The organism is Mesorhizobium sp. B2-3-10 (genome assembly GCF_006442275.1).
Lineage (GTDB): Bacteria > Pseudomonadota > Alphaproteobacteria > Rhizobiales > Rhizobiaceae > Mesorhizobium > Mesorhizobium australicum.
The window spans coordinates 226,061-249,166 of sequence record NZ_VFVT01000007.1 but is presented as its reverse complement, the minus strand read 5'-3'; the positions used below and the strand labels follow the sequence as shown (position 1 = coordinate 249,166).

Annotated in this window: 19 protein-coding genes; 12 read left to right on the top strand and 7 right to left on the bottom strand. The window is 64.5% G+C overall.

Annotated elements, in window-relative coordinates; translation table 11 throughout:
• Window positions 1-8: 8 nt before the first annotated feature.
• Window positions 9-1,004 (bottom strand): ABC transporter permease, encoded by a 996-nt coding sequence (locus FJ943_RS21445; RefSeq protein ID WP_140715142.1) that lies wholly within the window; start codon window positions 1,002-1,004, stop codon window positions 9-11.
• An 82-nt stretch (window positions 1,005-1,086) separates the two neighbouring features.
• Complete coding sequence (locus FJ943_RS21440; RefSeq protein ID WP_140724879.1) at window positions 1,087-2,598, bottom strand: sugar ABC transporter ATP-binding protein; 1,512 nt, start codon at window positions 2,596-2,598, stop codon at window positions 1,087-1,089.
• 136 nt (window positions 2,599-2,734) lie between these two features.
• Here FJ943_RS21440 and mtnK point away from each other — a divergent pair, with 136 nt between their 5' ends.
• Both mtnK and mtnA read left to right on the top strand, forming a co-directional pair.
• On the top strand, window positions 2,735-4,009 hold the full coding sequence (gene mtnK / locus FJ943_RS21435) for an S-methyl-5-thioribose kinase (protein ID WP_140724625.1): 1,275 nt from the start codon (window positions 2,735-2,737) through the stop codon (window positions 4,007-4,009).
• Window positions 4,006-5,100 (top strand): S-methyl-5-thioribose-1-phosphate isomerase, encoded by a 1,095-nt coding sequence (gene mtnA / locus FJ943_RS21430; protein ID WP_140724622.1) that lies wholly within the window; start codon window positions 4,006-4,008, stop codon window positions 5,098-5,100. The genes mtnK and mtnA overlap by 4 nt, the downstream gene beginning before the upstream one ends.
• Window positions 5,101-5,111: 11 nt before the next feature.
• Here the strand turns inward: mtnA and FJ943_RS21425 are convergent, their stop codons facing one another.
• The 4 genes from FJ943_RS21425 to nanR all read right to left on the bottom strand — a co-directional run bounded on the left by FJ943_RS21425 (window position 5,112) and on the right by nanR (window position 8,933).
• Window positions 5,112-5,939 (bottom strand): sugar phosphate isomerase/epimerase, encoded by an 828-nt coding sequence (locus FJ943_RS21425; protein WP_015318935.1) that lies wholly within the window; start codon window positions 5,937-5,939, stop codon window positions 5,112-5,114.
• An 18-nt stretch (window positions 5,940-5,957) separates the two neighbouring features.
• Window positions 5,958-6,800 carry a phosphogluconate dehydrogenase C-terminal domain-containing protein gene (locus FJ943_RS21420; protein ID WP_281406177.1) on the bottom strand — a complete coding sequence of 281 codons (843 nt, stop codon included), beginning with the start codon at window positions 6,798-6,800 and terminating at the stop codon, window positions 5,958-5,960.
• Between the two features lie 49 nt (window positions 6,801-6,849).
• Window positions 6,850-8,115 carry a ribulose-bisphosphate carboxylase large subunit family protein gene (locus tag FJ943_RS21415; RefSeq protein ID WP_348642095.1) on the bottom strand — a complete coding sequence of 422 codons (1,266 nt, stop codon included), beginning with the start codon at window positions 8,113-8,115 and terminating at the stop codon, window positions 6,850-6,852.
• Window positions 8,116-8,216: 101 nt separating this feature from the next.
• On the bottom strand, window positions 8,217-8,933 hold the full coding sequence (nanR, locus tag FJ943_RS21410; RefSeq protein WP_015318938.1) for a transcriptional regulator NanR: 717 nt from the start codon (window positions 8,931-8,933) through the stop codon (window positions 8,217-8,219).
• 353 nt (window positions 8,934-9,286) lie between these two features.
• Here nanR and FJ943_RS21405 point away from each other — a divergent pair, with 353 nt between their 5' ends.
• The 10 genes from FJ943_RS21405 (at window position 9,287) to FJ943_RS21360 (ending at window position 22,295) form a co-directional block, all read left to right on the top strand.
• A complete protein-coding gene (locus FJ943_RS21405; protein ID WP_140617391.1) occupies window positions 9,287-10,309 on the top strand; it encodes an ABC transporter substrate-binding protein in 1,023 nt (340 codons plus the stop codon).
• 72 nt (window positions 10,310-10,381) lie between these two features.
• Window positions 10,382-12,859 carry an ATP-binding cassette domain-containing protein gene (locus FJ943_RS21400; protein ID WP_140617392.1) on the top strand — a complete coding sequence of 826 codons (2,478 nt, stop codon included), beginning with the start codon at window positions 10,382-10,384 and terminating at the stop codon, window positions 12,857-12,859.
• The gene (locus tag FJ943_RS21395) at window positions 12,856-13,863 is read left to right on the top strand and encodes an ABC transporter permease (RefSeq protein WP_140617393.1); all 1,008 of its coding nucleotides are present in this window, start codon (window positions 12,856-12,858) and stop codon (window positions 13,861-13,863) included. The genes FJ943_RS21400 and FJ943_RS21395 overlap by 4 nt, the downstream gene beginning before the upstream one ends.
• A 95-nt stretch (window positions 13,864-13,958) precedes the next feature.
• Window positions 13,959-14,786: a phosphogluconate dehydrogenase C-terminal domain-containing protein gene (locus FJ943_RS21390; protein WP_015318942.1), complete on the top strand. Its 828-nt coding sequence runs from the start codon at window positions 13,959-13,961 to the stop codon at window positions 14,784-14,786.
• A 271-nt stretch (window positions 14,787-15,057) separates the two neighbouring features.
• Window positions 15,058-15,999: a D-ribose ABC transporter substrate-binding protein gene (locus FJ943_RS21385; protein ID WP_015318943.1), complete on the top strand. Its 942-nt coding sequence runs from the start codon at window positions 15,058-15,060 to the stop codon at window positions 15,997-15,999.
• 138 nt (window positions 16,000-16,137) lie between these two features.
• Complete coding sequence (locus FJ943_RS21380) at window positions 16,138-16,800, top strand: DUF2291 family protein (protein WP_140724614.1); 663 nt, start codon at window positions 16,138-16,140, stop codon at window positions 16,798-16,800.
• Window positions 16,797-18,338, top strand: a complete 1,542-nt coding sequence (locus FJ943_RS21375; protein ID WP_140724612.1) for a sugar ABC transporter ATP-binding protein — start codon at window positions 16,797-16,799, stop codon at window positions 18,336-18,338. Before FJ943_RS21380 ends, FJ943_RS21375 begins: the two co-directional genes overlap by 4 nt.
• Complete coding sequence (locus tag FJ943_RS21370) at window positions 18,338-19,402, top strand: ABC transporter permease (protein ID WP_140661496.1); 1,065 nt, start codon at window positions 18,338-18,340, stop codon at window positions 19,400-19,402. Before FJ943_RS21375 ends, FJ943_RS21370 begins: the two co-directional genes overlap by 1 nt.
• 2 nt (window positions 19,403-19,404) lie before the next feature.
• Window positions 19,405-20,439 (top strand): Gfo/Idh/MocA family oxidoreductase, encoded by a 1,035-nt coding sequence (locus tag FJ943_RS21365; protein WP_140724610.1) that lies wholly within the window; start codon window positions 19,405-19,407, stop codon window positions 20,437-20,439.
• Window positions 20,436-22,295 carry a hypothetical protein gene (locus tag FJ943_RS21360; RefSeq protein ID WP_140724607.1) on the top strand — a complete coding sequence of 620 codons (1,860 nt, stop codon included), beginning with the start codon at window positions 20,436-20,438 and terminating at the stop codon, window positions 22,293-22,295. Before FJ943_RS21365 ends, FJ943_RS21360 begins: the two co-directional genes overlap by 4 nt.
• Here FJ943_RS21360 and FJ943_RS21355 read toward each other — a convergent pair.
• Window positions 22,271-22,984 carry a transcriptional regulator NanR gene (locus tag FJ943_RS21355; RefSeq protein ID WP_015318949.1) on the bottom strand — a complete coding sequence of 238 codons (714 nt, stop codon included), beginning with the start codon at window positions 22,982-22,984 and terminating at the stop codon, window positions 22,271-22,273. The two genes, FJ943_RS21360 and FJ943_RS21355, sit on opposite strands and share 25 nt — an antisense overlap.
• Between the last annotated feature and the right edge of the window lie 122 nt (window positions 22,985-23,106).

The following is a 23,106-nucleotide window of genomic DNA, read 5'->3' as shown; positions in this document are numbered from 1 at the left end:
GCCGAATGCTAGTTCCTGCCCCTGCCCGAAAGGGCAAAGGTGAAGACAAGGGCGACGACCAGAACCACGCCCTTGACGAAATCCTGCGTGTAGTAAGGCGCGTTCATCATTGTCAGGCCTTGCAGCAAGATGCCGACGAACAGCGCGCCGATGGCGGTGCCAAAGGCGTTCGGCTTGGCGGCGCCGAGCACCGCGTAGCCGATCAGCGCCGCGGCAACCGCATCGAGCAGCAGATTATTACCCGAGGCGATGTCGCCGCGTCCAAGCCGGGCCGCGAGCAAAATGCCGCCGATCGAGGCAAAAACGCCTGAAATAACGTAGGCCCAGATCTTGTATGCCTTGACAGGCGCGCCAGCGAGTTCGGCGGCGCGCTCATTGCTGCCGACCGCATACATCATGCGGCCGAAGCGGGTGTATTCGAGGAAGAACCAGATCAGCACGGCCAGCGCCAGAAGCACGACGACCGAGACCGGGATGAGGTTTGGGATGAAGAAGTCGAAGCGGTGGCGGCCGAGCGCCAGGAAGGCATCGGAGAACTTGCCGCTGGCGACCGAGCCATCGGGCATGGTCATGCCGGTGGCGATCGAGCGGCCTTCCGTGGGGATGCGTTGCAGGCCGACCAGCAGGAACATCATCCCGAGCGTCGCCAGCAGATCGGGTACACGCATGTAGACGATCAGCCAGCCATTGATCAGGCCGACAATGGCGCCAATCAACAGGCAGACGATGACCGCCACGAACGCGTTTTGCTCCAGCACCACCATCACATAGGCCGCAGCCATCATGGCAGAGGTTGCGACCGAACCGATCGACAGGTCGAAGCCGCCGACGACAAGCGTGGCGGTAACACCGAGCGCCAGCACACCGGTGATGGCGACAGACTGGAAGATGAAGACGGCACTTTGCGGCGAAACGAACCCGTCGGCGGCGATCGCGAAATAGGCGACCAATCCGAACAGCAGCACGATGAATCCATAGCGGATGGCATAGTCGCGCAGCGTCATTCGGCGCATCCCGGCGCCGCTGCCGTTTTTACCCAACTCGAAACCATGGTCTCTCCATTTCCAATTCCTTCGGCCGCCACGCTCAGGCAGCGCTGTGCAGCGGTCCACCGGCAACCTCGGCCAGCAGGCGGTCGAGGTCGACATCGGCATTGCGGTGTTCGCCGACGATCGTGTGCTCCGACATCACCAGGATGCGATCGGCCGTCTCCAGCGCTTCATCGAGTTCGGTGACGAACAGAAGCGTGGCGCGGCCATTGGCGCTTGCCCTCAGCTTGGCGGCGATGTCGCGCCGGGCGGAAATATCGACGCCCTGGAACGGCTCGTCGAGGATGAACAGCGCGGCATTCTGCGCCATCCAGCGGGCGACCATCACCTTCTGCTGGTTGCCGCCCGACAGCGCCGACATCTCGTCCTTCTCGGAGCGGCAGACGATGCCCAGTTGCTCGATCTGCCTGCGCGCGGTGGCGCGTTCGAGGCGGCGCCTGAGCACGCTTAGACTGGACATGCGCTTCAGAAACGGCAGGCTGATATTGCGCTCGATGTTGAAGCTGCCGACGATGCCGCTGGTCGCACGATCCTTGGCGACCAGGAACACGCCGGCTGCGATCGCGTCGCCCGCCGAGCGCGGCGCGTAAGGCTTGCAGTTCATCGTCATGGTGCCGTCGAGCGGTCGGCGCACGCCGAACAGCGTCTCGGCAAGAGCGGTCTTGCCGACGCCGACGAGGCCAGTGATGGCGACGACCTCGCCATCGCCGAGTGTCAGCGACATCGGCCTGGCGCCCTGCGCGATGCGCAGGCCTTCGACGGTCAGGACCGCCCTGGCGGAACTCCTGGCCACGATCCGGTCGAGATGGATCTTGCGGCCGAGCATGGCGTTGACCGCGCCTTCATAATCGAGCGGCTTGGCATCGAAGGCGCCCGAGACGACACCGTCGCGCATCGAGACGATGCGGTCGGCGAGCCGCCTGATGTCCGACATGCGATGCGAGATATAGAGGATCGCCACGCCCTGCTCGCGCAGACGGTCGACCAGCGCGAACAGCCTGTCGGCCTCGGCACTGGAGAGCGACGAGGTCGGCTCATCGAGGATCAGCACTTTCGGCTGGTGCGCCAGCGCCCGGGCAATCGCCACCATCTGGCGGTCGGCCAGCGAAAGATCGCTGACGCGCGCCTTCAAATCGATGGCCAGCCCCATGCGGTCGGCGACCGCCTTGGCCTCACGGCGCACGCGAGCGGGATTGAACAGGGTCGGCACGCCCCGGCCGCTCAGCCGGTCGAGCGTAAGATTGGTGGCGACATCGAGATCGGCGACCACGCCGTCATTGATGTTCTGGTGCACGGTGACGACACCCGCGCGGATCGCTTCCGCCGGCGTGTTCGGCGCGAACTCCGCACCGGCGAGGGTCATAGAGCCGCCGCCACGCTCGTAGACGCCGCTGATGATCTTGACGAGGGTGGATTTGCCGGCGCCGTTGGCGCCCATCAGCACGGTCACTTCGCCGGCATGGAGGTCCAGCGCGATGCCGCCAAGCACCTCGTTGCGGCCAAAGGATTTCCTCAGTCCCTCTACGCGGAACACGGCATTGCCGACCATGCGTTCCTCCCTGGTCATGACGCTATGGTCAATGTAGGCAATTGTCAACACGATTGACAATTGCCAGACAGCTTCCTAGCTTGGCCCCGCCGCTTGGGCTCCTTATGATCGGAGCACATAGGCGGGAGGGACAAGGATGACTGGGAACTTGCCGTTCGAAGCATTGTCGGTGGAGACGCTCGCAACCCGTCTCGGCACGAACGAAGCGCTGTGCGCGAAGATCGGCAAGGATGCGAGCGCCTGGAAAGTTCGCGAGGTTGGCGACGGCAATCTGAACCTGGTGTTCATCGTCGAAGGCGCCAGTGGCGGCGCCATCGTCAAGCAGGCCTTGCCCTATGTCCGCCTGGTCGGCGACAGCTGGCCGCTGCCGCTAAAACGTTCCTTCTTCGAATACCACGCACTGACCCGGCAAGAGGCACGCGCGCCGGGCTCGGTGCCGGAGATCTACTACTTCGACGAGGTCCAGGCGCTGATCATCATGGAGTATCTGGCGCCGCCACACATCATTCTCAGGCGCGCCCTGATCGACGGGCGCCGACTGCCGAACATTGCCAGGGATATCGGCCTGTTCATGGCCCGCACGCTGTTTCGCGGTTCGGACCTGTCGATGGTGACCAAGGAGCGCAAGGCGGATTTGGCGCTGTTCGCCGACAATGTCGAGCTTTGCGACATCACCGAAAACCTGGTGTTTTCCGACCCCTATTTCGACGCCAAGATGAACCGCCACACCAGTCCGCAGCTCGATGGGCTGGTGGCGGAACTGCGGGCCGACCGCGACCTCAAGGTGGAGGCGCAGCGGCTGAAGCATATGTTCGCCGCCAATGCCGAGACGCTTTTGCATGGCGACCTGCATTCCGGCTCGATCATGGTCACCGACCAGGAAACGCGGATGATCGATCCGGAGTTCGCCTTCTACGGCCCGATGGCCTTCGACGTCGGCATGCTGCTCGCCAATTTCTGGATGTCCTTCTTCTCGCAGCGCGGGCATGAGCAGAACGGCAGGCGCGACGCCATGCGTGCCTATCTGCTCGGCGTCACGGCCGAGACCTGGGCCGTGTTCCGCGCCGAGTTCTCGCTGTTATGGCGCACCGAGCGCACCGGCATGCTCTATCAAAAAAGCCTGTTCGAGGATCAGGGCGACCGGCTGGGCGCCGAGCAGGCACTCGATAATGTCCTGCATCTGATCTGGGACGATCTGCTCGGCTTTGCCGGCATCGAGGTGCACCGGCGCATCCTCGGCCTCGCCCACAATGCCGACTTCGAGACCATTGCCGATGAAGATCTGCGCGCCAGTTGTGAGGCGAAGGCACTGAAATTCGGCCGCCACATCGCTGTCAATCGGCGCCAGATCCACAGCATCGACGAGGTCAACAATCTGGCCGCGCTGATCGAACAGGAGAACAGCATTTGAACGTCGGCGACCGCCACTTTCGGACCATCTGGCTGAGCGACGACGGCCGCTCAGTTGATATCATCGACCAGCGCTGGCTGCCGCATGAGTTCCGTATCGAGAAGCTCGTCACGGTCGCCGGCATCGCCACCGCGATCCGCGACATGTGGGTGCGTGGCGCACCGTTGATCGGGGTCACCGCGGCCTATGGCGTCGCCATGCAGATGACGGATGATGCATCCGACGAAGCGCTCGACACTGTGTGGGAGATACTGCACGATACCAGGCCGACGGCGATCAACCTGCGCTGGGCGCTCGACGAGATGCGGCGCTTTCTGCGGCCGTTGCCGCTTGGTGAACGCGCTGCGGCCGCCTACCGGCGTGCCAATGAGATCGCCGACGAGGATGTCGGGCTCAACCGCGCCATCGGCGAGAACGGTCTCGCCATCATCAAGGATATCGCGGCGCGCAAGCAGCCGGGCGAGACGGTCAATATCCTCACCCACTGCAATGCCGGCTGGCTGGCGACGGTCGACTACGGGACAGCCACTTCACCGATCTACCTCGCTGTCGAAGCCGGCATTCCGGTCCATGTCTATGTCGATGAAACACGCCCACGCAACCAGGGCGCCCAACTCACCGCCTGGGAGATGGCTGGCCACGGCGTGCCGCACACGCTGATCGTCGACAATGCCGGGGGCCATCTGATGCAGCGCGGCGCAATCGACATGGTCATCGTCGGCACCGACCGCACCACCGCCGACGGCGACGTCTGCAACAAGATCGGCACCTATCTGAAGGCGCTCGCCGCCGCGGACAACGACGTGCCGTTCTACGTTGCGCTGCCTTCGCCGACCATCGACTGGACGGTGGGCGACGGACTTGCCGAAATCCCGATCGAGGAGCGCTCCGGCGACGAGGTTTCGCTGGTGTGGGGCAAGACAGCGAGCGGCGAGATCGCCCAGGTTCGCGTCTCGCCCGAAGCAACGCCTGCGGCAAACCCCGCCTTCGACGTGACGCCGGCGCGGCTGGTCACCGGGCTGATCACCGAGCGCGGCATCGCCAAAGCGTCGCGCGAGGGGCTGAAGGCGATGTTCCCCGAGCGGGGATAGGCGGGCCGCGCTCAGAACTCGGCATTGTCCAGCGCGTTCACAAATTCCAGCGAGCGCCGCAAGGCGCCGCGAATGGTGCCGATATCCACCGGCGTGCTTCGCCGCTGGGGATCATTGCGCTGCGGGCGCTGCAGCCGCAACGGCAGTTCGATGCTGACTGGCAGCGTGGCGGGCAGCACGGCCCAGTAGGATGCATAGTCGACAGAGCCGTCGCCGATGGCGCAGAAGGCCCATCCCTCGCCGGTGCTGACGACATCCTTCAGATGAGCATGTCCAACCGTATCGATGGCATCGGCGATATCTTGCGCCGGCTGCATCGTCTCGCCGCTGTAAGTGAAGATGTTGCCGGCATCGTGGTTCAGGCGGACGTACGGCGATCCGATGTCGCGGACGAAGCTTGCCCCCGATCGCGCGCTGCCGAGCAGATCGCCACTGCCATGTCCGGGGTTTTCGAGCGCCAGAACCATGCCGGCCTCCTCCAGCCTCGGCAGGAGAGCGTCGATCGTCGCGCGGATCGCCGCGCTGTTTCTCGCCGGGCCGGCATTGGTGATCAGGAACGACGCGCCGAGACCGGCGGCAAAGCCGATGCGCCGGGACAAGGCGTCGGCGGCATCGGCCCCCGACAGGTCGAGATGAGCCGACACGGCGTTGATGCCCAGCCCGGCATGTTCCGCTGCCCGGCGCAGCTTCGCGGCGTGCGCAGCCGCAAACAGACCCTCGTCGAAATCGACATAGCCGCTGATAAAGGCCGGCTCGACATGGGCGGCACCCACAGCGGCAATCTCCTCGACGGCCAATTCCATGGAATAGCCGTCGAAGAGAGCGGTCGATACCGACATGATCCGCGAAGGCAGGGCTCAGGCTCCCTTGCCGTAGACGATCAATTCCGAGGCTTCCTTCACCTTGGCCGGCGACAGTGCCTCGCGCCAGTCGTCACGGACCACGACGCCCTTGGCGAAGCGCATCAGGCGCAGTGCGGCGTCGGACGGCACTTTCGGCGAGAAACCGAACCACATGGCGATCTCGACATTCAGATGACCGATCAGGAAGTCGAGCGCGGCTTGCCTTGGAATGCCATATTTGCGCTCGCACTCCTCGACGGCCTCGACCATCGTGTCGACGAAGGGCATGGCGACCATTTCGGACAGGCCGGGCTCCAGGATCGCCAGCTGTTCGACCGTCACCCGGTGGCTGTCGATGATCGGCGACCACATCGCCTTGCACACCTCCTCGCCAAGCGCGTAGTCCTCTTCAGGTCCCTGCATCAGGGCGCAGACGATCGACTGCCTGGCGATGCCGCCATGATAGTCGCGACGCGCGGCCCACTCCGTCTCGTCGCCGAACAGCGGCGGATGGCACGGATGACCGACGAAATAGGTGAGATCTGGCCTGTCCTTCGGCAGGTCGCCGGCATAGGGTGCGGCCGCATCCAGAACGAGGATCATGGTGCCCTTGGCAAGCATCGGCGAGATTTGCCGCGTCACCTGGCCGATGATGTTGTCCGGCAGAGCCATCACCACGACCTTGGCGCCGGGAATGCCTTCCTCCATGGCGACGGCGGCGATATCGGCTTCTCCCAACCGCTTGCGGCCGGCCTCGCCGATCTCCACGGCGCGGACATCGTAGCCTGCTTCGATCAGCTTGCGCGTCACGCGGAAGCCCATCTTCCCTCCGGCTCCAAGCACCGCCACGGATGTCATCATTTGCTTCTCTCCCATTTCCTCTTGATGGCGCGCCGATGGCGCAGATTCAGCCGAACGCTTGCAGCGCGGCCTCGAGCTCCGGATGCGTGGCGGCGTAGTCGCGCGCGGGAATGCCTGCCGCCGCGGCTTCGAAAGCATCGTGCAGGCTTTGAACGCCGGCGGCCGGACCGCCGGGATGCGCCATGATCCCGCCGCCGCAGCAATAGATGAAATCGTTCGTGCCGAGCCTTCCATAGGTCTCGCCCGCCTGCACCGCGGTCTGTCCGGACGAAAACACCGGCATCACCGTATCGGGCCGGTCGGCCCGGCCGAACATCGGAGTGAGGCAGGCGTGGGCGGATGCCATCACCGAATCGTCGGGCTCGCAGAACTTGTTGGACAGCCCGTTGACGTGCATGTGGTCGATGCCGGCCAGGCGCCAGAATGTCTGGTAGGCGAGATAGCTCATGCCGACATCAGGAGAACGGCTGAAGAGACCCCAGCCCGCCCGATGGCCGTGCAGCGCGACGGCGGAATGCCGGCGCATCTTGACGACACCCGACAGGCCGACGGAATTGAGGACAAGCATGGCGCAGGTGCCGCCACGGCGCTCGATCAGGTCAAGCTGGCGGCGCATGGCGTCGATGTCGCCGGAAATGTTGGCCGCGTACATGACCTTGCGCCCAGTCCTGTCGGCGTGCCGGTCGATGACAGCCATGACCGCCTCGAACCGCTGTTCGAACGGCGAATGCGGGGGATCTCCCATCAGTTCGTCGTCCTTGATGAAGTCGAGGCCGGCTGAGATCAGCGTATCGGCCAGGGTCGCGGTCTCCCGCGGCGTAAGGCCGACGCTCGGTTTGACGATGGTGCCGATCAGCGGCCGTCCCGTGACGCCGGTCAGACGACGCGTGCCTTCGACAGCGAAAGCCGGCCCCGGATAGGCATCAGCGAAGACATCGGGAAAGCTGACGTCGAGCAGACGCATGGCCGAGAAATGATGCAGCTCGAACAGATTGCCGAGCACCGTCGACCAGACCGAAGCCAGCACGGTGCCCATGTTCTCGATGTTCCAGGAAAGACCCACCTTGGCCCGGCGCGGCCTGACGGCCGCCGCATCTCCGGGCGCGCGCGAAAACGGCAACGCCTCGCCATCGACCTCGCCAAGATCCTCGATGAATTCGACGCGCGCGCCAAATCTGAGCAGCAGTTCCGGCGTCTCCCCAGGGATCGGACGGAATGTCCCGCTCGATTGCTCACCCGCCATCGCGGCCGCGGCGACCTCCATGGGATAGCGGGTTTCGATCAGGTAGGTGGCGTTAAGACGACCGGTCAATGCAGGCTTCCCGGCTGGAATGAACTTCATAACGGGAGCGATAGCATCAAAAAGACATCATGTCATCACATGAGTTTTCCCGGTCAAAAAATTTGCGACTGTCAGTCCCCGCCGTCGTTGCCCGCCAGTTTCGAATAGAGTTCGTTGGCGCGGCCTATATGGTCCGCCATGGCGGCGCTGGCGCCTTCGGCGTCGCCGCTGGCGATCGCCTTGTAGATGCGTTCGTGTTCCTCGACCGTCAGACGCTCGGCGCCTTTCACGGCCACGAGATCGCGCTTGAAGCGCGACAGCCATTCGAGCATGCCCTTGGCCACGGCCGCGATCATCGAATTGCCGCTCATTTCCGCTATGACGGCGTGGAATTCCATGTCGGCGGTTACGAACCGAGCCTGGTCGCCCTTCGCCTCGCGTAGGTGGCGCAAGGTCCCGGCAAGCCGTTCCAGGCTCTTGGCCGTGGCGCGTCGCGTGGCGATCCGAACCAGGCCCGTTTCCAGCAAGAGCCTGACTTCTTTGAGTTCTTCGAGGCCGCGCGAATTCGTCGCCAGCATCATGACCATTGCCGCGGAGACCTGATCGACGATCACCTCCGGCGTCGGGTTGATGACGCGCGCCCGTTCGCCGTGCGATATCCGGATGAGCCCCATCTGCTGCAGCGTCAGCATCGCTTCCCGGATCGACGGCCGCCCGACGCCGATCATCGTCATCAGTTCCTTTTCCGACGGCAATTGGGAACCGGGCGGAAATTCGGATGTCGAGATCGCCGCCATCAGCCGATCGAGCACCTCGACATACAACTTCTTCTTCTGGACCGGTTCCATCCGCATCTCTCCTGATCGTTTCCCGGGGGCAATCGATCCCGAGTCGCACCAACAGGCAAGGTCCCCGCTAATAATTGACATTACATATATGATGACCTAGCGTCCAGTGTGGCCAGTCTCAATGCGGCGCGTGACGGCAAACATAGTGTCGGCACGGCCCGACTGGCCAGGGATGAGACGGAGAACCCGGCGGGCGCGTTGCTCCCGTGGACGCAGTCAAATGAGGTTCCGAGTGACTTGCCTATTTGGTATGCTGGTATAACATGTAGCTGGTATGGTGTCCTTCGGAAGAGACACCTTTACGGAGTGACAGACGAGCCGATCAGGTCGGCCGATTTTTGGGAGGAGAGATCATGAAGTTTTCAATTGTGGCGGCGCTTGCCGGCGCCGCGCTGGCCAGTGCTTCTGTTTTGCCGGCGATCGCATCGTCGGACAAACCGGTGATCGCGCTCGCCAACGCCTATTACGGCAACACCTGGCGCCACCAGATGGTGGAGGCGTTCGAGGCCTCGGCCAAGGAAGCCAAGGCAGGTGGCCAGATCGCCGATTACATCATCATGAACGGTGACGGCTCGGTGGCGCAGCAGAACAGCCAGATCGCCGAGCTGATCCTCAAGAAGGTCGATGTGCTCGCCGTCGACGCCGCCTCGGAGACCGCGGTCAACGGCATCATCGAAAAGGCCTGCAAGGCCGGCATCATCGTCGTTTCCTTCGATTCGGTTGCTTCGGCGCCCTGCAACTACCAGCTCAACTTCGACTTCAAGGGCTACAAGGCGGCCCAGGCCGAAGCCGTCTTCAAGATGATCGGCGGCAAGGGCAACGTCATCCAGGTGCGCGGCGTGAAGGGCTCTGCGCCCGACAACGACATGTTCAACGCGCAGCAGTCGGTGCTGGCGAAATATCCCGACATCAAGGTTGTTGCCACCGTCTACGGCCAGGCGACCGCCTCGGTCGCGCAGGCGGCGATCGCCAACGTCCTGCCCTCGCTGCCACATGTCGACGCCGTGCTCGGCCAGGGCGGCAGCGACGATGTCGGCATCGCCCAGGCCTTCGTCCAGTATGGCGGCGATTATGCCGGCAAGATGCCGATCATCGAAGGCGGCGGCGGCACCGACTTCGTCAAATGGTGGGCCGAAGAGAATGCCAAGAACGGCTACCAGACCGTCTCGATGAACACCACGCCGGGCATTGGCGGCGCCGCGTTCTGGCTCGGCCTTTCGTTGCTCAAGGGCGGCAAGGCACCGAAGCTGATGATCATGCCGGTGGCGACGGTCGATGCCAGCAATCTCAAGGAGTATGCGAAGCTGCCGGGCGGCCAGATCATCAGCCCTACCTATTCGCTCGACTGGGTCAAGCAGAACCTGCTCAGCAAGTAAGGCTGCCATTGCCAGGGACCGGGCGCGCCAAACGGCCGCGCCCGGTCCCTGCCCGTAAGAAACGGAGGACGAATGTCCCATCTCGCCGTAACCGATCCGGAGGGTGCAGCCGCTACGGTGCCCGACACCAGGCCAAACGTCGTCTCGCTGTCGCGGATCACCAAGAGCTTCGGGCCGACGCTGGCGAATGCGCAAATCGACCTCGCCGTCTCGGCCGGCGAAATCATCGGCCTGGTCGGTGGCAACGGCGCCGGCAAATCGACACTGATGCGCATCCTGTGCGGGGCGACGTCACCGACCCTCGGCTCGATTTCGTTCACCGGCCAGGATGTGGGCTTCGCCGACTACGACACGGCGGAGGCGCAAAGGCGCGGCATCCGCATGGTGCATCAGGAACTGTCGCTGTGCGCCAACCTTTCCGTGGCCGAGAACTTCTTCCTGGAGACGCCAGGCGACGCAGGCAACCGGCCGGGCTGGCGCGCGCTCTATCGAGCCCGCGCCCGGGCGGCGCTGGACGCCGTCTTTCCCGCCAACGGCATCGATGTGAACGCCGAAGTCGGCCATCTCTCCATCGCCGAGCGGCAGATGGTCGAGATCGCGCGCGCCGCCGCCACGCCGGGTGTCAAGCTGATCGTGCTCGACGAGCCGACCTCCTCGCTCGACCTCGACCGCTCGAGGCAGTTGCGGGCCTTCATCCGCGAACGAGCCAAATCCGGCCTTGCCTTCATCTTCATCAGCCACAAGCTGCAGGAAATCATCGACATCGCCACGCAGGTGATGGTGCTGCGCAACGGGCGCACCGCCTGGCGCGGCGATGTCGCCGGCACTTCGATTGGCCAACTTGTGCAGCTCATGGGCGGCGACGCCAATTCGATCCACCAGCACAGCGCGACTGCCGCCAGCAGCGGCGAGGCGCTGGTCAAACTGTCCGGCTTCCTGACTGCCGGGCTCGGCCGCGACATCGAGATCGGCCGCGGCGAGATCATCGGACTGGCAGGGCTCGAGGGCAGCGGACAGAAGGAGTTGCTGCACGCCATTTTCGAGCCGGATTCCGCCAGAGGGGCCGCGGTGACCCGGAGCGGCGATGCCGGTTTCATTGCCGGCGACCGCCAGAAGGAAGGCGTGTTCCCGCTGTGGAGCGTGCTTGGAAACATCAGCATTGGCAGCCTTGCCCGCCGTCCGGCACTGGGGCTGGTTTCGCAGCGTGCCAACCGCGAGGCGGCGGCCGAAGCGGCCGGCCGGCTGCGGCTCGACGACAAGCGCTTCGGCTCCAACATCCTCGAACTCAGCGGCGGCAACCAGCAGAAGGCGCTGGTTGCCCGGGCGCTCGTCGCCGACACGCCGATCCTGCTGCTCGACGATCCGACGCGCGGCGTCGATATCGCCACCAAGCAGGACTTCTACAGGCTCTGCAACGAGATCGCGCGCAGCGGGCGCACGCTGGTGTGGCACACCACCGAAGATGCCGAACTCTTGGCCTGCGACCGCGTGCTGGTGTTTTCCGGCGGCCGCATCGTCAAGGAATTGGCCGGCGAGGCGATCACGGAATCAGCCATCGTTGGAGCGTCCTTTGCCCAGCAGGCGGACAAAGCCATCGGCGCCGGTCGCAGCGGCTCTGCCGGCGCCGGGCTTGCCCGCCGGCTGGTGAACGCGGCTCCCTTCATCGGCCTCGCCGCCGTGCTGGCGGTGATGATCTCGGCCAACCCGGCGGTCGCTTCGATCTTCGGGCTCGACCTGCTCCTGATGCCGGCGCTGTCGCTGGTGCTAGTGACGGCGGCGCAGATGTTCATCGTCGGCGGCAGCGAGATCGATCTCGGCGTCGGCGCCTTTGCCGGCCTGGTCAGCGTGCTTTCCGCCACGCTGCTCTACGATCAGCCATGGCTCGGCGCGCTGGCGCTGGTGGCGGCGGTCGCCGCCTATGCCGGGCTTGGCGGCCTGATCCAGGCACGCAAGATCCCAGCCATCGTCGTCACGCTTGGCGCCTCTTTCATCTGGATGGGACTGGGCTACGCGCTGCAGCCGACGCCGGGCGGCGCCAGCCCCGAATGGCTGTCGGCGATGTTCAGCTGGTCACTGGGTTTCCTGCCCACCTCCATCATCTTAATCGCCGCGGTCGCGCTGGTGGTGCTGGTGATCGACCGGCTGCCGCTCGGCGTGGTGCTGCGCGGCTTCGGCAACAATCCGACCGCCATGATCCGCTCCGGCTGGTCGCCGACGCGCTATGCGCTGGTGCGCTACCTCGTCGCCGGACTGTTCGCGGCTGCCGCCGGCCTGTCGCTGACCGCGATCAACACGGCAAGCGATATCAATTCCGGCAATTCGTTCACGCTGCTCAGCGTCGCCGCCGTGGTGATGGGCGGCTGCTCGCTGCTGGGCGGCGTCATCTCGCCGGTCGGCGCCGTCGCCGGGGCGGTCACGCTGGCCTTGATCGGCGCCTTGCTCGGCACGCTGAACGTGAGCAGCGACTTCAACGCGGCAACGCAAGGGCTGATCCTCATCGCCCTGCTGACGCTGCGCAGCCTGACCGCCGACCGCAGGAGCGAACAATGAACGGCCTCGCCGCCTTCAGCCTGTGGGCGCAGAAGAACCGCTGGGTCTGGTCGGCGATCGGCGTGCTCGTGCTTTGGCTGGTGCTGTCCATCGTCACCAACCGGTTCAGCCTCTCCAGCCTGTCGGGCATCATTCTATCGGCGTCGTTCCTGACCGTTGTCGGCATAGGCCAGATGTTCGTCGTCACCACCGGGCGCGGCAATATCGACCTTTCGGTGGCGTCGGTGATCACGCTCAGCGCCTTCGTGGCGCTGCTCACCATCAAGGGCCAGGATGCCAACCTCGCCATCGGCGTGGGTGCGGCGATCCTGCTCGGCCTTGCGGTCGGCGGCTTGAACTCGCTGCTCGTCGTCGGGCTGAACATACCAGCCATCATCGCCACGCTGGCGACGGGTTATGTGCTGGCGACGGCAACGCTGCTGTCGAACCGCGCCATATCGGGTTTCGCCGTCAGCCCGCTCTTGAAGACGCTGGCGACGGGCCGCGTCTCCGGCGTGCCGATCATGGCCGTCATCGCCATTGTCGGCGTGGCCGCGACCGCGTTCGTGCTGCGCTACACGGTGTTCGGACAGTTGCTGTCGGCGGTCGGCCAGAATCGCACCGCCGCGCGACTGGCGGCGATCCGCAACAACCGGATCATCGCGTCGGCGTTCATCATCTCGGCGGTGCTGGCTTCGCTCAACGGGCTGCTGCTCGGCGCTTATATAGGCGGCGCCTTCCTCGAAATGGGCCAGCCCTATCTCCTGCAGTCGATCGCTGCGGTGGTTCTGGGCGGGACGCTGATCTTCGGCGGCTCGGCCAGCGCCGTCGGCACGCTGTTCGCCAGCATCCTTTTGATCCTCATCGTCACCACCATGCAGATCGTCGGCCTGCCGCCAGGTGCGCAGGACATCGTGCAAGGCATCGTCGTCATCTTCGTTCTGGCGCTGGCCGGCCGCCAGGTGCTGTCGAGGCGAGCCGCCGTCGACCGCGCAGGCGACGACGGCACGCTGAAATCCGAGTGATGATTTCTCTTGCCAAGCTGTGGTAGAGTGATCATACCAGTAGATAAGGTGACGATCGGCAATGCCGGCGTCCGCGACCAAGGAGCAAGGGCTAGATGACGACGATTGCGCTGTTCGGTGCCGGTGGCAAAATGGGCTACCGCCTTTCGACCAATTTCCGCGGTTCGCCCTATACAATCCGCCATGTCGAGGTCAGCGAGGCCGGGCGCGAGCGGCTGAAGACCGGACTGGGCTTCGACACAGTCAGCGCCGACGAGGCGCTGGAAGGCGCCGACGTGGTGATCCTGGCCGTGCCGGACACCCATATCGGCAAGGTCGCGGCCGGCATCGAGAGCAAGCTTGCGCCGGGCACGATGGTCATCGTGCTCGATGCCGCCGCACCGTTTGCCGGCCATCTGCCTAATCGTCCCGACCTGACCTACTTCGTCACCCATCCCTGTCATCCGCCGATCTTCAACGACGAGACCGACATGGCGGCCAAGAAGGATTATTTCGGCGGCGTCAAGGCCAAGCAGCACATGGTCAGCGCACTGATGCAGGGACCGGAGGCCGACTACGCCAAGGGGGAGGCTATCGCCAAGATCATCTGGGCGCCGGTAATGCGCTCGCACCGCGTTTCCGTCGAACAGATGGCGCTGCTCGAGCCGGGACTTTCGGAAACGGTGTGCGCCTCGCTGCTGGTCGTCATGAAGGAAGCGGTCGACGAGGTGGTGGCGCGCGGCGTCGACCAGCAGGCGGCACTCGACTTCCTGCTTGGCCACATGAACGTGCTCGGCGCCGTCATCTTCGGCGAAACCAAGGGGGTGTTCTCGGATGCCTGCAACAAGGCGATCGAGTTTGGCAAGCCGGTGCTGATGCGCGACGACTGGAAGCGCGTCTTCGAGCCCGAAGAGATCGCGGCCAGCATCCAGCGGATCACTTGAGCGTCTCTAGGTACAGATCTGCCTTAGGTACAGATCACCTGAATTTGTGGTTGACTCATCATACCAGTTAGCTAAGCTAATGTTCGCTCGGATCACGCTTCGCCGGGAGTTCGATGCTGAGACGGGTGGAGGATGGGGGAATAGGAACTTGCCTTGGCGGAGCTGGTGGGCTTGAGCCCGGGCGTTCCGCAACCTTCACACGCTGACGAATTCAAACACAGACAAGTGGCTCGAACGATCGAGACACAGGCTTTTCAAACGGGAGGACTTCATGAAACTGACACGCAGAATGACGCTTGCCGCCTTCGCCGGCGTGCTGGCGCTCGGCACGGCGATGCCCGCCTACGCGGCGGACCTGATCGCCATCATCACCCCATCGCACGACAATCCGTTCTTCAAGGCGGAAGCCGTCGGCGCCGAGGCCAAGGCCAAGGAACTCGGCTACGAGGCGCTGGTGCTGGTGCATGACGACGACGCCAACAAGCAGTCCGAGCTGATCGATACCGCGATCGGCCGCGGCGCCAAGGCGATCATCCTCGACAATGCCGGCGCCGACGCGACCGTCGCCGCCGTGCAGAAGGCCAAGGACGCCGGCATTCCCTCCTTCCTGATCGATCGCGAGATCAACGCCACAGGCGTTGCCGTGGCGCAGATCGTCTCCAACAACTACCAGGGCGCCCAGCTCGGCGCGCAGGAGTTCGTCAAGCTGATGGGCGAAAAGGGTAATTTCGTCGAGCTGGTCGGCAAGGAATCCGACACCAATGCCGGCATCCGCTCCAAGGGCTACCATGACGTCATCGACGATTATCCGGACCTGAAAATGGTCGCGCAGCAATCGGCCAACTGGAGCCAGACCGAGGCCTATTCCAAGATGGAATCGATCCTGCAGGCCAACCCCGACATCAAGGGCGTCATCTCCGGCAACGACACGATGGCGATGGGCGCCTATGCGGCGCTCGCGGCGGCGAACCGCAAGGATGTCATCGTCGTCGGCTTCGACGGTTCGAACGACGTGCGCGATTCCATCACCTCGGGCGGCATCAAGGCGACGGTGCTGCAGCCGGCCTACGCCCAGGCGCAGATGGCGGTCGAACAGGCCAACGACTTCATCAAGAACAAGAAGTCGCCCGAGAAGGAAAAGCAGCTGATGGACTGCGTGCTCATCAATGGCGACAATGCCGCCAAGCTGGAAACCTTCGCGCTGAAGAACTGAGCCGGCACGATATAATTGCGAGGGGCGGACACGCGTTCGCCCCTCAGTGCTTTATTTTGATGCAATTCCGGACGGGAAACCGTTTCACAGTTTTCCTGGAATTGCTCTAATTTCACGTTCCGGGTGCTTTTGACCGCCATGCCGAAGACATTGACCTGGCTAACCCCTTTTAGTTGGCTGACGCTTGTCGCGCTCGCGGGCCTTGGCCTCGGCGGTTGCAAAATCCTGCCGACGCCGGTGGCGCAGAGTGAAAACAGCGCGTCTGCCTTTAACCCGGACAAGATGGTCGAGGACATCTGGGCCCCGAAGGTCATCCCCTACCTCAGGCAGAAGGCTGGGCCGTTCGCCGAGGTCCATGCCTTGGCGAAAACCGATCCGGCGGCGGCTGGCGCCAAATACGGCAATCCAAGGAAGCAGGCGAATTCGCCATGGACCTTCGCGGTCCGCGTCGAGGGCAAGATCGTCGCCGCCAACACGCAGTCGCGCGCGGCAACGATGGATGTCGACGTGGACGGCGACGACAAGGCCGATGCGCGCGTCCAGATCGGGCCGGCGATACGCGGCACTGCACTTAGAGACAGCCTCGATTTCGTCCAGTTCAACGACTTCACCAATCAGATCGACTTCGCCCAGTTCGGCAAGGCCTTCAACGCCTATGCCGATAAGACCGTGCTGTCCAAACTGCCGCGCGAGGCGCTTGAAGGCCGCACCGCCAAGGTGATCGGCGCCTATACGATCGAAGGCGGCCAAGACCTGCCGCTGGTGACTCCGGCGGAGGCCGAGATCGGACCGAAGCCATGAGCCCCGCTCACGAGGTTATCCTGAAGCTGGAGGACGTCTCGAAGGTTTATGCCGGCACGGTTGCGGTCAAGCAGGCGAACTTCGAGGTGCACAAGGGGGCCGTCAACGTGCTGGTCGGCGAAAACGGCGCCGGCAAGTCGACGCTGATGAAGATCATCGCCGGCGTCGAGCAGCCGACCCTCGGCCGTATCCTGCTCGAAGGCGAAGAGGTTTCCTTCTCCTCGTCGGGAGACGCGGTCGCGCGCGGCATCGGCATGGTGTTCCAGGAGCTGAACCTGTTCGGCAATATGACCGTGGCCGAGAACATCTTCGCCACACGCGAGATCACCAACCGGCTGGGCAAGATCGATCGCAAGACACAGGAAAAGCGGGCGGGCGAATTCCTCGACCGGCTCGAGGCCGGCATCCGGCCAGACATGCTGGTCGAGGACTTGCGCATCGGCCAGCAGCAGCTGGTCGAGATCGCCAAAGCGGTATCGCTCGACGCCAAGATCCTGATCATGGACGAGCCGACCTCGGCGCTGAGTGCTACGGAAGTCGAAATCCTGTTCAAGGTGATCGCCGACCTCAAGGCGCGCGGCGTCGCTATCGTCTACATCTCGCACCGGCTGGAAGAACTGATCCGCATCGGCGACACGGTCACCGTGCTGCGCGACGGGCGCATCACCGGCCAGGAGGAAATGAAGAACGTCGACACGCAGTGGATCGTGCGGCAGATGATCGGCTCGGATGCCAAGGATTTCGCCAAGGCCGACGGCCACCAGCCAGGCGAGGAAATCTTCCGCGCCGAGGAGATCTGCCTGCCGCGCGTCACCGGCGGACTGGCGGTCGACCATGTCTCGCTGTCGCTGCGCGCCGGCGAAATCCTCGGCATATACGGGCTGATGGGCGCCGGGCGGAGCGAGCTGTTCGACTGCATCATGGGTCGCCACGGCCATGCCAGCGGCAAGATCTTCATCGCCGGAAGGCAAGTGAAGGAGCGCGACACGACGCGCCGTATCCAGCGCGGGCTTGCACTGATCCCCGAGGACCGCCAGCGCGAAGGCCTGGTGTCGATCCTCTCGGTGGCCAGCAACCTGACGCTGGCGAGCCTGTCGCGTTTCGTACGCCTGTTCCATATCCGTGGCGGCGCCGAGCGGCAGGCCGTGATGCAGATGGTGCGGGAACTGGCAATCAAGGTCGCCGACCCGGCGCAGGAAGTCTCGTCGCTGTCGGGCGGCAACCAGCAGAAGGTGGTGATCGGCAAGGCGCTGCTCACCGGACCGAAAGTGCTTCTGATGGACGAGCCCAGCCGTGGCATCGATGTCGGCGCCAAGGCCGATGTCTTCCGCACCATGCGCAAGCTTTCGCGCGACGGGCTGGGCATCCTGTTCGCCACCTCCGACCTCGACGAAGTGATGGCACTGTCCGACCGCATCGCGGTGATGAGCAATGGCAGATTGACCGGCATGTTCGACCGCACCGAAGCGACGGAGGCGGCGATCGTCGCCGCGTCGGCGCTGGGCCACGGACCGGCCGCACATGGGGAGCAACGCTGATGACTGACATTCCGGCCAAGGCGACCGCTCCTTCCGCCTCCGGCGGCTCCGCGTTGCTGACACTGATGAAGCTCAGGACCTTTATCGCGCTGATCGCGGTCCTGGTGTTCTTCTCGATCGCCGCGCCGAACTTCCTGTCTGCGGCGAACCTGATCCTGATGGCCAAGCACGTGGCGCTCAACGCCTTCCTGGCCATGGGCATGACCTTCGTCATCATCACCGGCGGCATTGATCTTTCGGTCGGCTCGATCGTCGGCCTGTGCGGCATGGTGGCCGGCTATCTCGTGCTCAACGGCATCGACCTGCAGATCGGCTACACCATCTATTTCAACGTCGTCGAGATCGCCCTGATCACGCTTCTGGTCGGCATAGCGATCGGCGCCGTCAACGGGCTGCTGATCACCAGGCTCAACGTCGCACCCTTCATCGCCACGCTCGGCGTGCTCTATGTCGCGCGCGGTTTCGCGCTGCTGTCCTCCGACGGCCGCACCTTCCCCAACCTGGTCGGCAAGCCGGAACTCGGCACCACCGGCTTCGGCTTCCTCGGCGCCGGCCGGCTGCTCGGCCTGCCGGTGTCGATCTGGATTCTGATCGTGGTGGCGCTGGGGGCTGCCTATCTCGCGCGCTACACCCCGCTCGGCCGGCACATCTTCGCCGTCGGCGGCAATGAGCGGGCGGCGCGCATCTCGGGCGTGCGCGTCAACATGGTCAAGATGTTCGTCTACATGTTCTCCGGCTTCTGCGCCGCGATCGTCGGCCTGATCATCTCCTCGGAGCTGATGGCCTCGCATCCGGCGACGGGCGAGAGCTTCGAATTGAACGCCATCGCCGCGGCGGTGCTCGGCGGCACCTCGATGTCGGGCGGGCGCGGCACGATCGGCGGCACCATAGTCGGCGCCTTCGTCATCGGCATCCTGTCGGACGGGTTGGTGATGATGGGCGTAAGTTCGTTCTGGCAGATGGTGATCAAGGGGCTGGTCATCATCGTCGCCGTCGTCGTCGACCAGGCGCAGCGCCGGCTGCAGCAGCGCGTCACCCTGATGCAGATGGCCAAGGCGGGTTGAGCATGGCGAGCTTAAGTGGAGCGCTGATCGGCTGCGGCTTCTTCGCCGTCAACCAGATGCATGCCTGGCACGACATAGAGGGCGCTTCGATCGTCGCTATCTGCGACCGCGATCCCGAGCGGCTCAAGATAGTCGGCGACCAGTTCGGCGTGACGCGGCGCTACACCGATGCGGCGGAACTTTTCGCCGCCGAGACGCTCGACTTCGTCGACATTGCCACCACGGTCGGCAGCCATCGGCCGCTGGTCGAGATGGCGGCCGCGCATGGCGTTCCCGTGATCTGTCAGAAACCGTTCGCGCCAACGCTGGCCGACGCCAAGGCGATGGTGAAGGCCTGCGCGGACGCCGGCGTCCCGCTGATGGTGCATGAGAATTTTCGCTGGCAATCGCCGATCCAGGCGGTGCGCGCGGTGCTCGACAGCGGCGAGATCGGCACGCCCTTCTTCGGACGCATCTCCTTCCGCTCCGGCTATGACGTGTTTTCCGGCCAGCCCTATCTCGCGACGGGCAAGCGCTTCATTATCGAGGATCTCGGCATCCATATCCTCGATATCGCCCGCTTCCTGCTCGGCGATGTGTCGAGCCTGACCGCGCGAACCAAACGCATCAACCCGGTCATCGCCGGCGAGGATGTCGCCACGATCCTCATGGATCACGCCGGCGGCGCCACCTCGGTGGTCGATTGCAGTTATGCGACCAAGCTTGCCGTGGAGCCGTTCCCGGAGACGCTCATCGAACTCGACGGCAGCGACGGCACGATCCGGCTGGCGCAAGGCTACCGGCTGACCGTCACCGGCAAGAGCGGAACCAGGGTGAGCGACGTCTCGCCACCGCTGCTGCCCTGGGCCTCGCGACCGTGGCACAACATCCAGGAAAGCGTTGCCGCCATCCAGCGGCACTGGGTCGACTGCCTTGCATCAGGCCAGGAACCGGCGACGTCAGGCGCGGACAATCTGAGGACATTCGCCCTGGTCGAGGCCGCCTATGCCGGTGCCGCCAGCCGAGAACCGGTGCAGATCGAAGCCTTGCTGAGATGACGGCAGACGCTTTCCAGCTCTACGGCACGCGCGCGGCCGAGCCCAAGCCGGTCACGCTGCGTGCGGGCGCATTGAGCGCGGAACTGGTCAACGGCAATTTGCGCACCATCCGCCACGGCGGCACCGAAGTGCTGCGCGCCATCGCCTATATCGTGCGCGACCGCGACTGGGGCACCTATGAGCCCGACCTGACGGACCTGACCATCGACCAGAAGGACGACCGTTTCTCCGTCGGCTACGCGGCAAGCTGCCTCAGTCCGGACGGCAGCCGGCTCGGCTTCCACGCGACGATCGAAGGGTCCGCCGACGGCAGGCTGGTCTTCGATGTGACCGCGCTCCCCGAGAGCAATTTCGAAACCAACCGCTGCGGCTTCTGCATCCTGCACCCGATCGCCGGCTTCGCCGGCAGCCCGATGACCGTCGAGCACACCGACGGCAGCGTGGTCGAGACGGAACTCCCCGATCTGATCGACCCCTGGCAGCCGTTCAAGGATTTGCGCGCCATCACGCATCAGGTGCGGCCCGGCGTTGTCGCGCAATGCCGGATGGAAGGCGACGCATTCGAGATGGAGGACCAGCGCAACTGGTCCGACGCCTCGTACAAAACCTATGTGCGGCCGCTGGCGCTGCCATGGCCGTATGTGCTGCCAGCCGGCGAACCGATGCGCCAGACGATCAGCCTGCGCATCACCGGCGATGCCAATGTGCCTGCCTCGGCGGCGCCGGCCGAACCGGTCCGCGTCGAGCTCGGGCAAGCCGGCGCGAAGCTGCCCGATATCGGCATCGTGGTCTATCCCGAGGAGATCGAGGCGGCACTTGCCGACCTGCCGTTGCTGCGAGGGCTCGGTCCCCGGCAACTGCTTTTCCACTTCGACCCGACGCGTGGTCACGGCCTCGAGGCGCTGCGCGCCCATGCCCGGCTGGCGGCCGCCTATCCTGTTTCGACGACGCTGGAGTGCGTGGTCGCTTGTGACGGCGATCTGGACGCCGAACTTTCCGAGATCGCCGACATGGTGCGCCGGGCAGGCCTGCGGCTCGACGCCATCGCGGTGTCGCCTGCGGTCGACCGGCAATCGACGCCGCCGGGCAGTGCGTGGCCGGCATGCCCACCGCTCGAGGATGTCTACGCGGCCGCTCGCCGCGCCTTTCCCGGCCTCCGCCTCGGCGGCGGCATGTTCAGCTATTTCACCGAGCTCAACCGCAAGCGCGTTCCAGCCGGCCAGCTCGATTTCATCACCCACTGCACCAACCCGATCGTGCATGCCGCCGACGATCTCAGCGTGATGCAATCGCTGGAGGCGCTGCCCTTCATCACCCGGTCCACGCGGGCGATCTTCGGGACAAAGCCGTACCGGATCGGACCATCGACGATTGCCATGCGCCAGAACCCTTATGGCGGCGCGACCAAGGACAATCCTCAGGGACAGCGCATCGCCATGGCGAACCGCGACCCGCGCCACGCCGCGCAGTTCGCCGCCGCATGGACGATCGGCTATGCCGCGCGGGTCGCGCCGGCGGGACTGGAGATGCTGACTCTGTCCAGTTTCGCTGGACCGTTCGGCGTGGTCGCGGGATCGGGCGAATCCGCCGCAGAGGGATCGCCGCGGCCGATTTTCCAGGCCATTGAAGGGCTTTGTGAGTTGGCCGGGCTGACGCATGTTTCCGCCACGACGAGCGACGAGACGCGGGTCCTGGCGCTGGCCGGCCGCTCCGCGTCGGGCGAGACCATCGTCTGGCTGGCGAACCTGACACCGAACGACATGCGGGTCGACGCTTCCGCGCTTGGCCGGGGCGATCTCGTGATGTCTCCCTATGCGATTACCAGGATCGGTTACTTCTCGGAATTCATCACATAGAGCGCACGCGAGCGCTCGAGGTGCTTGATCATCGCCTTCTCGGCGCCGTCGGCATCCCCGTGCTCGATGCGGTCGATGATCTCTTCGTGCTCGGTCAGCGTGTATTTTTCCTTGCCGGTCCAGATCAGCATTTCGGTGTGGTATTCCTTCAGCCAGCCCAGTGTGGCTTCGCTGACGGCGACATAGATCGGATTGCCTGAAATGGACGCGATCTGGGTATGGAATTTCATGTCGGCGGAGATGAAGGCTTCGGAATCGCCGCGCGCGGCGCGCTGCTCGGCCACGGTCGCCTTCAGCAATTGCACATCCTCTGATTTGGCCTTTTCCGCGGCTTCCCTGACCATGCCGCGCTCGAAGAAGATGCGCGCGGTCTTCAGGTGCTCCAGCGTGTCCCGGGACGAGGACAGGATGATCTTGGCCGCACCGTCGACCTGCTTGATGATCGACTTGGCGGTCAGTTGCAGCACCTTGGCGCGCTCGCCATGCGAGATGGCGACCAATCCCATATTGCTCAGCGCCTGCATGGCCTCGCGGATCGCCGGCCGGCCGACCTCGAAGCGCTCCATCAACTCGCGCTCGGACGGCATGTCGTCGCCCGGCTGCAGTTCGCCGCTGGTGATCAGCCGCTTCAGTCTTGCAAAGACTTCGTCGGAAAGTTTGCGCCGGACGATCGGCTCCGAACGGTTCATCGTGACGAATCACTCCCTGGCCCGGTTCCTGTTTAGCATTCCCGGCAGGATTACCGGAATGCCCGCGCCTGGAGCGGGTTCGCTCCAGCTTTGCCGCAGCACACCCGCTCTTGCCGAGGCGC

Bases quoted from the DNA above. Each gene is read 5' to 3' on its own strand.
- FJ943_RS21445 (WP_140715142.1), bottom strand. From the start codon at position 1,004: ATGACGCTGCGCGACTATGCCATCCGCTATGGATTCATCGTGCTGCTG.
- FJ943_RS21440 (WP_140724879.1), bottom strand. From the start codon at position 2,598: ATGGTCGGCAATGCCGTGTTCCGCGTAGAGGGACTGAGGAAATCCTTT.
- mtnK (WP_140724625.1), top strand. From the start codon at position 2,735: ATGACTGGGAACTTGCCGTTCGAAGCATTGTCGGTGGAGACGCTCGCA.
- FJ943_RS21425 (WP_015318935.1), bottom strand. From the start codon at position 5,939: ATGTCGGTATCGACCGCTCTCTTCGACGGCTATTCCATGGAATTGGCC.
- FJ943_RS21420 (WP_281406177.1), bottom strand. From the start codon at position 6,800: ATGACATCCGTGGCGGTGCTTGGAGCCGGAGGGAAGATGGGCTTCCGC.
- nanR (WP_015318938.1), bottom strand. From the start codon at position 8,933: ATGGAACCGGTCCAGAAGAAGAAGTTGTATGTCGAGGTGCTCGATCGG.
- FJ943_RS21405 (WP_140617391.1), top strand. From the start codon at position 9,287: ATGAAGTTTTCAATTGTGGCGGCGCTTGCCGGCGCCGCGCTGGCCAGT.
- FJ943_RS21400 (WP_140617392.1), top strand. From the start codon at position 10,382: ATGTCCCATCTCGCCGTAACCGATCCGGAGGGTGCAGCCGCTACGGTG.
- FJ943_RS21395 (WP_140617393.1), top strand. From the start codon at position 12,856: ATGAACGGCCTCGCCGCCTTCAGCCTGTGGGCGCAGAAGAACCGCTGG.
- FJ943_RS21390 (WP_015318942.1), top strand. From the start codon at position 13,959: ATGACGACGATTGCGCTGTTCGGTGCCGGTGGCAAAATGGGCTACCGC.
- FJ943_RS21385 (WP_015318943.1), top strand. From the start codon at position 15,058: ATGAAACTGACACGCAGAATGACGCTTGCCGCCTTCGCCGGCGTGCTG.
- FJ943_RS21380 (WP_140724614.1), top strand. From the start codon at position 16,138: ATGCCGAAGACATTGACCTGGCTAACCCCTTTTAGTTGGCTGACGCTT.
- FJ943_RS21375 (WP_140724612.1), top strand. From the start codon at position 16,797: ATGAGCCCCGCTCACGAGGTTATCCTGAAGCTGGAGGACGTCTCGAAG.
- FJ943_RS21370 (WP_140661496.1), top strand. From the start codon at position 18,338: ATGACTGACATTCCGGCCAAGGCGACCGCTCCTTCCGCCTCCGGCGGC.
- FJ943_RS21365 (WP_140724610.1), top strand. From the start codon at position 19,405: ATGGCGAGCTTAAGTGGAGCGCTGATCGGCTGCGGCTTCTTCGCCGTC.
- FJ943_RS21360 (WP_140724607.1), top strand. From the start codon at position 20,436: ATGACGGCAGACGCTTTCCAGCTCTACGGCACGCGCGCGGCCGAGCCC.
- FJ943_RS21355 (WP_015318949.1), bottom strand. From the start codon at position 22,984: ATGAACCGTTCGGAGCCGATCGTCCGGCGCAAACTTTCCGACGAAGTC.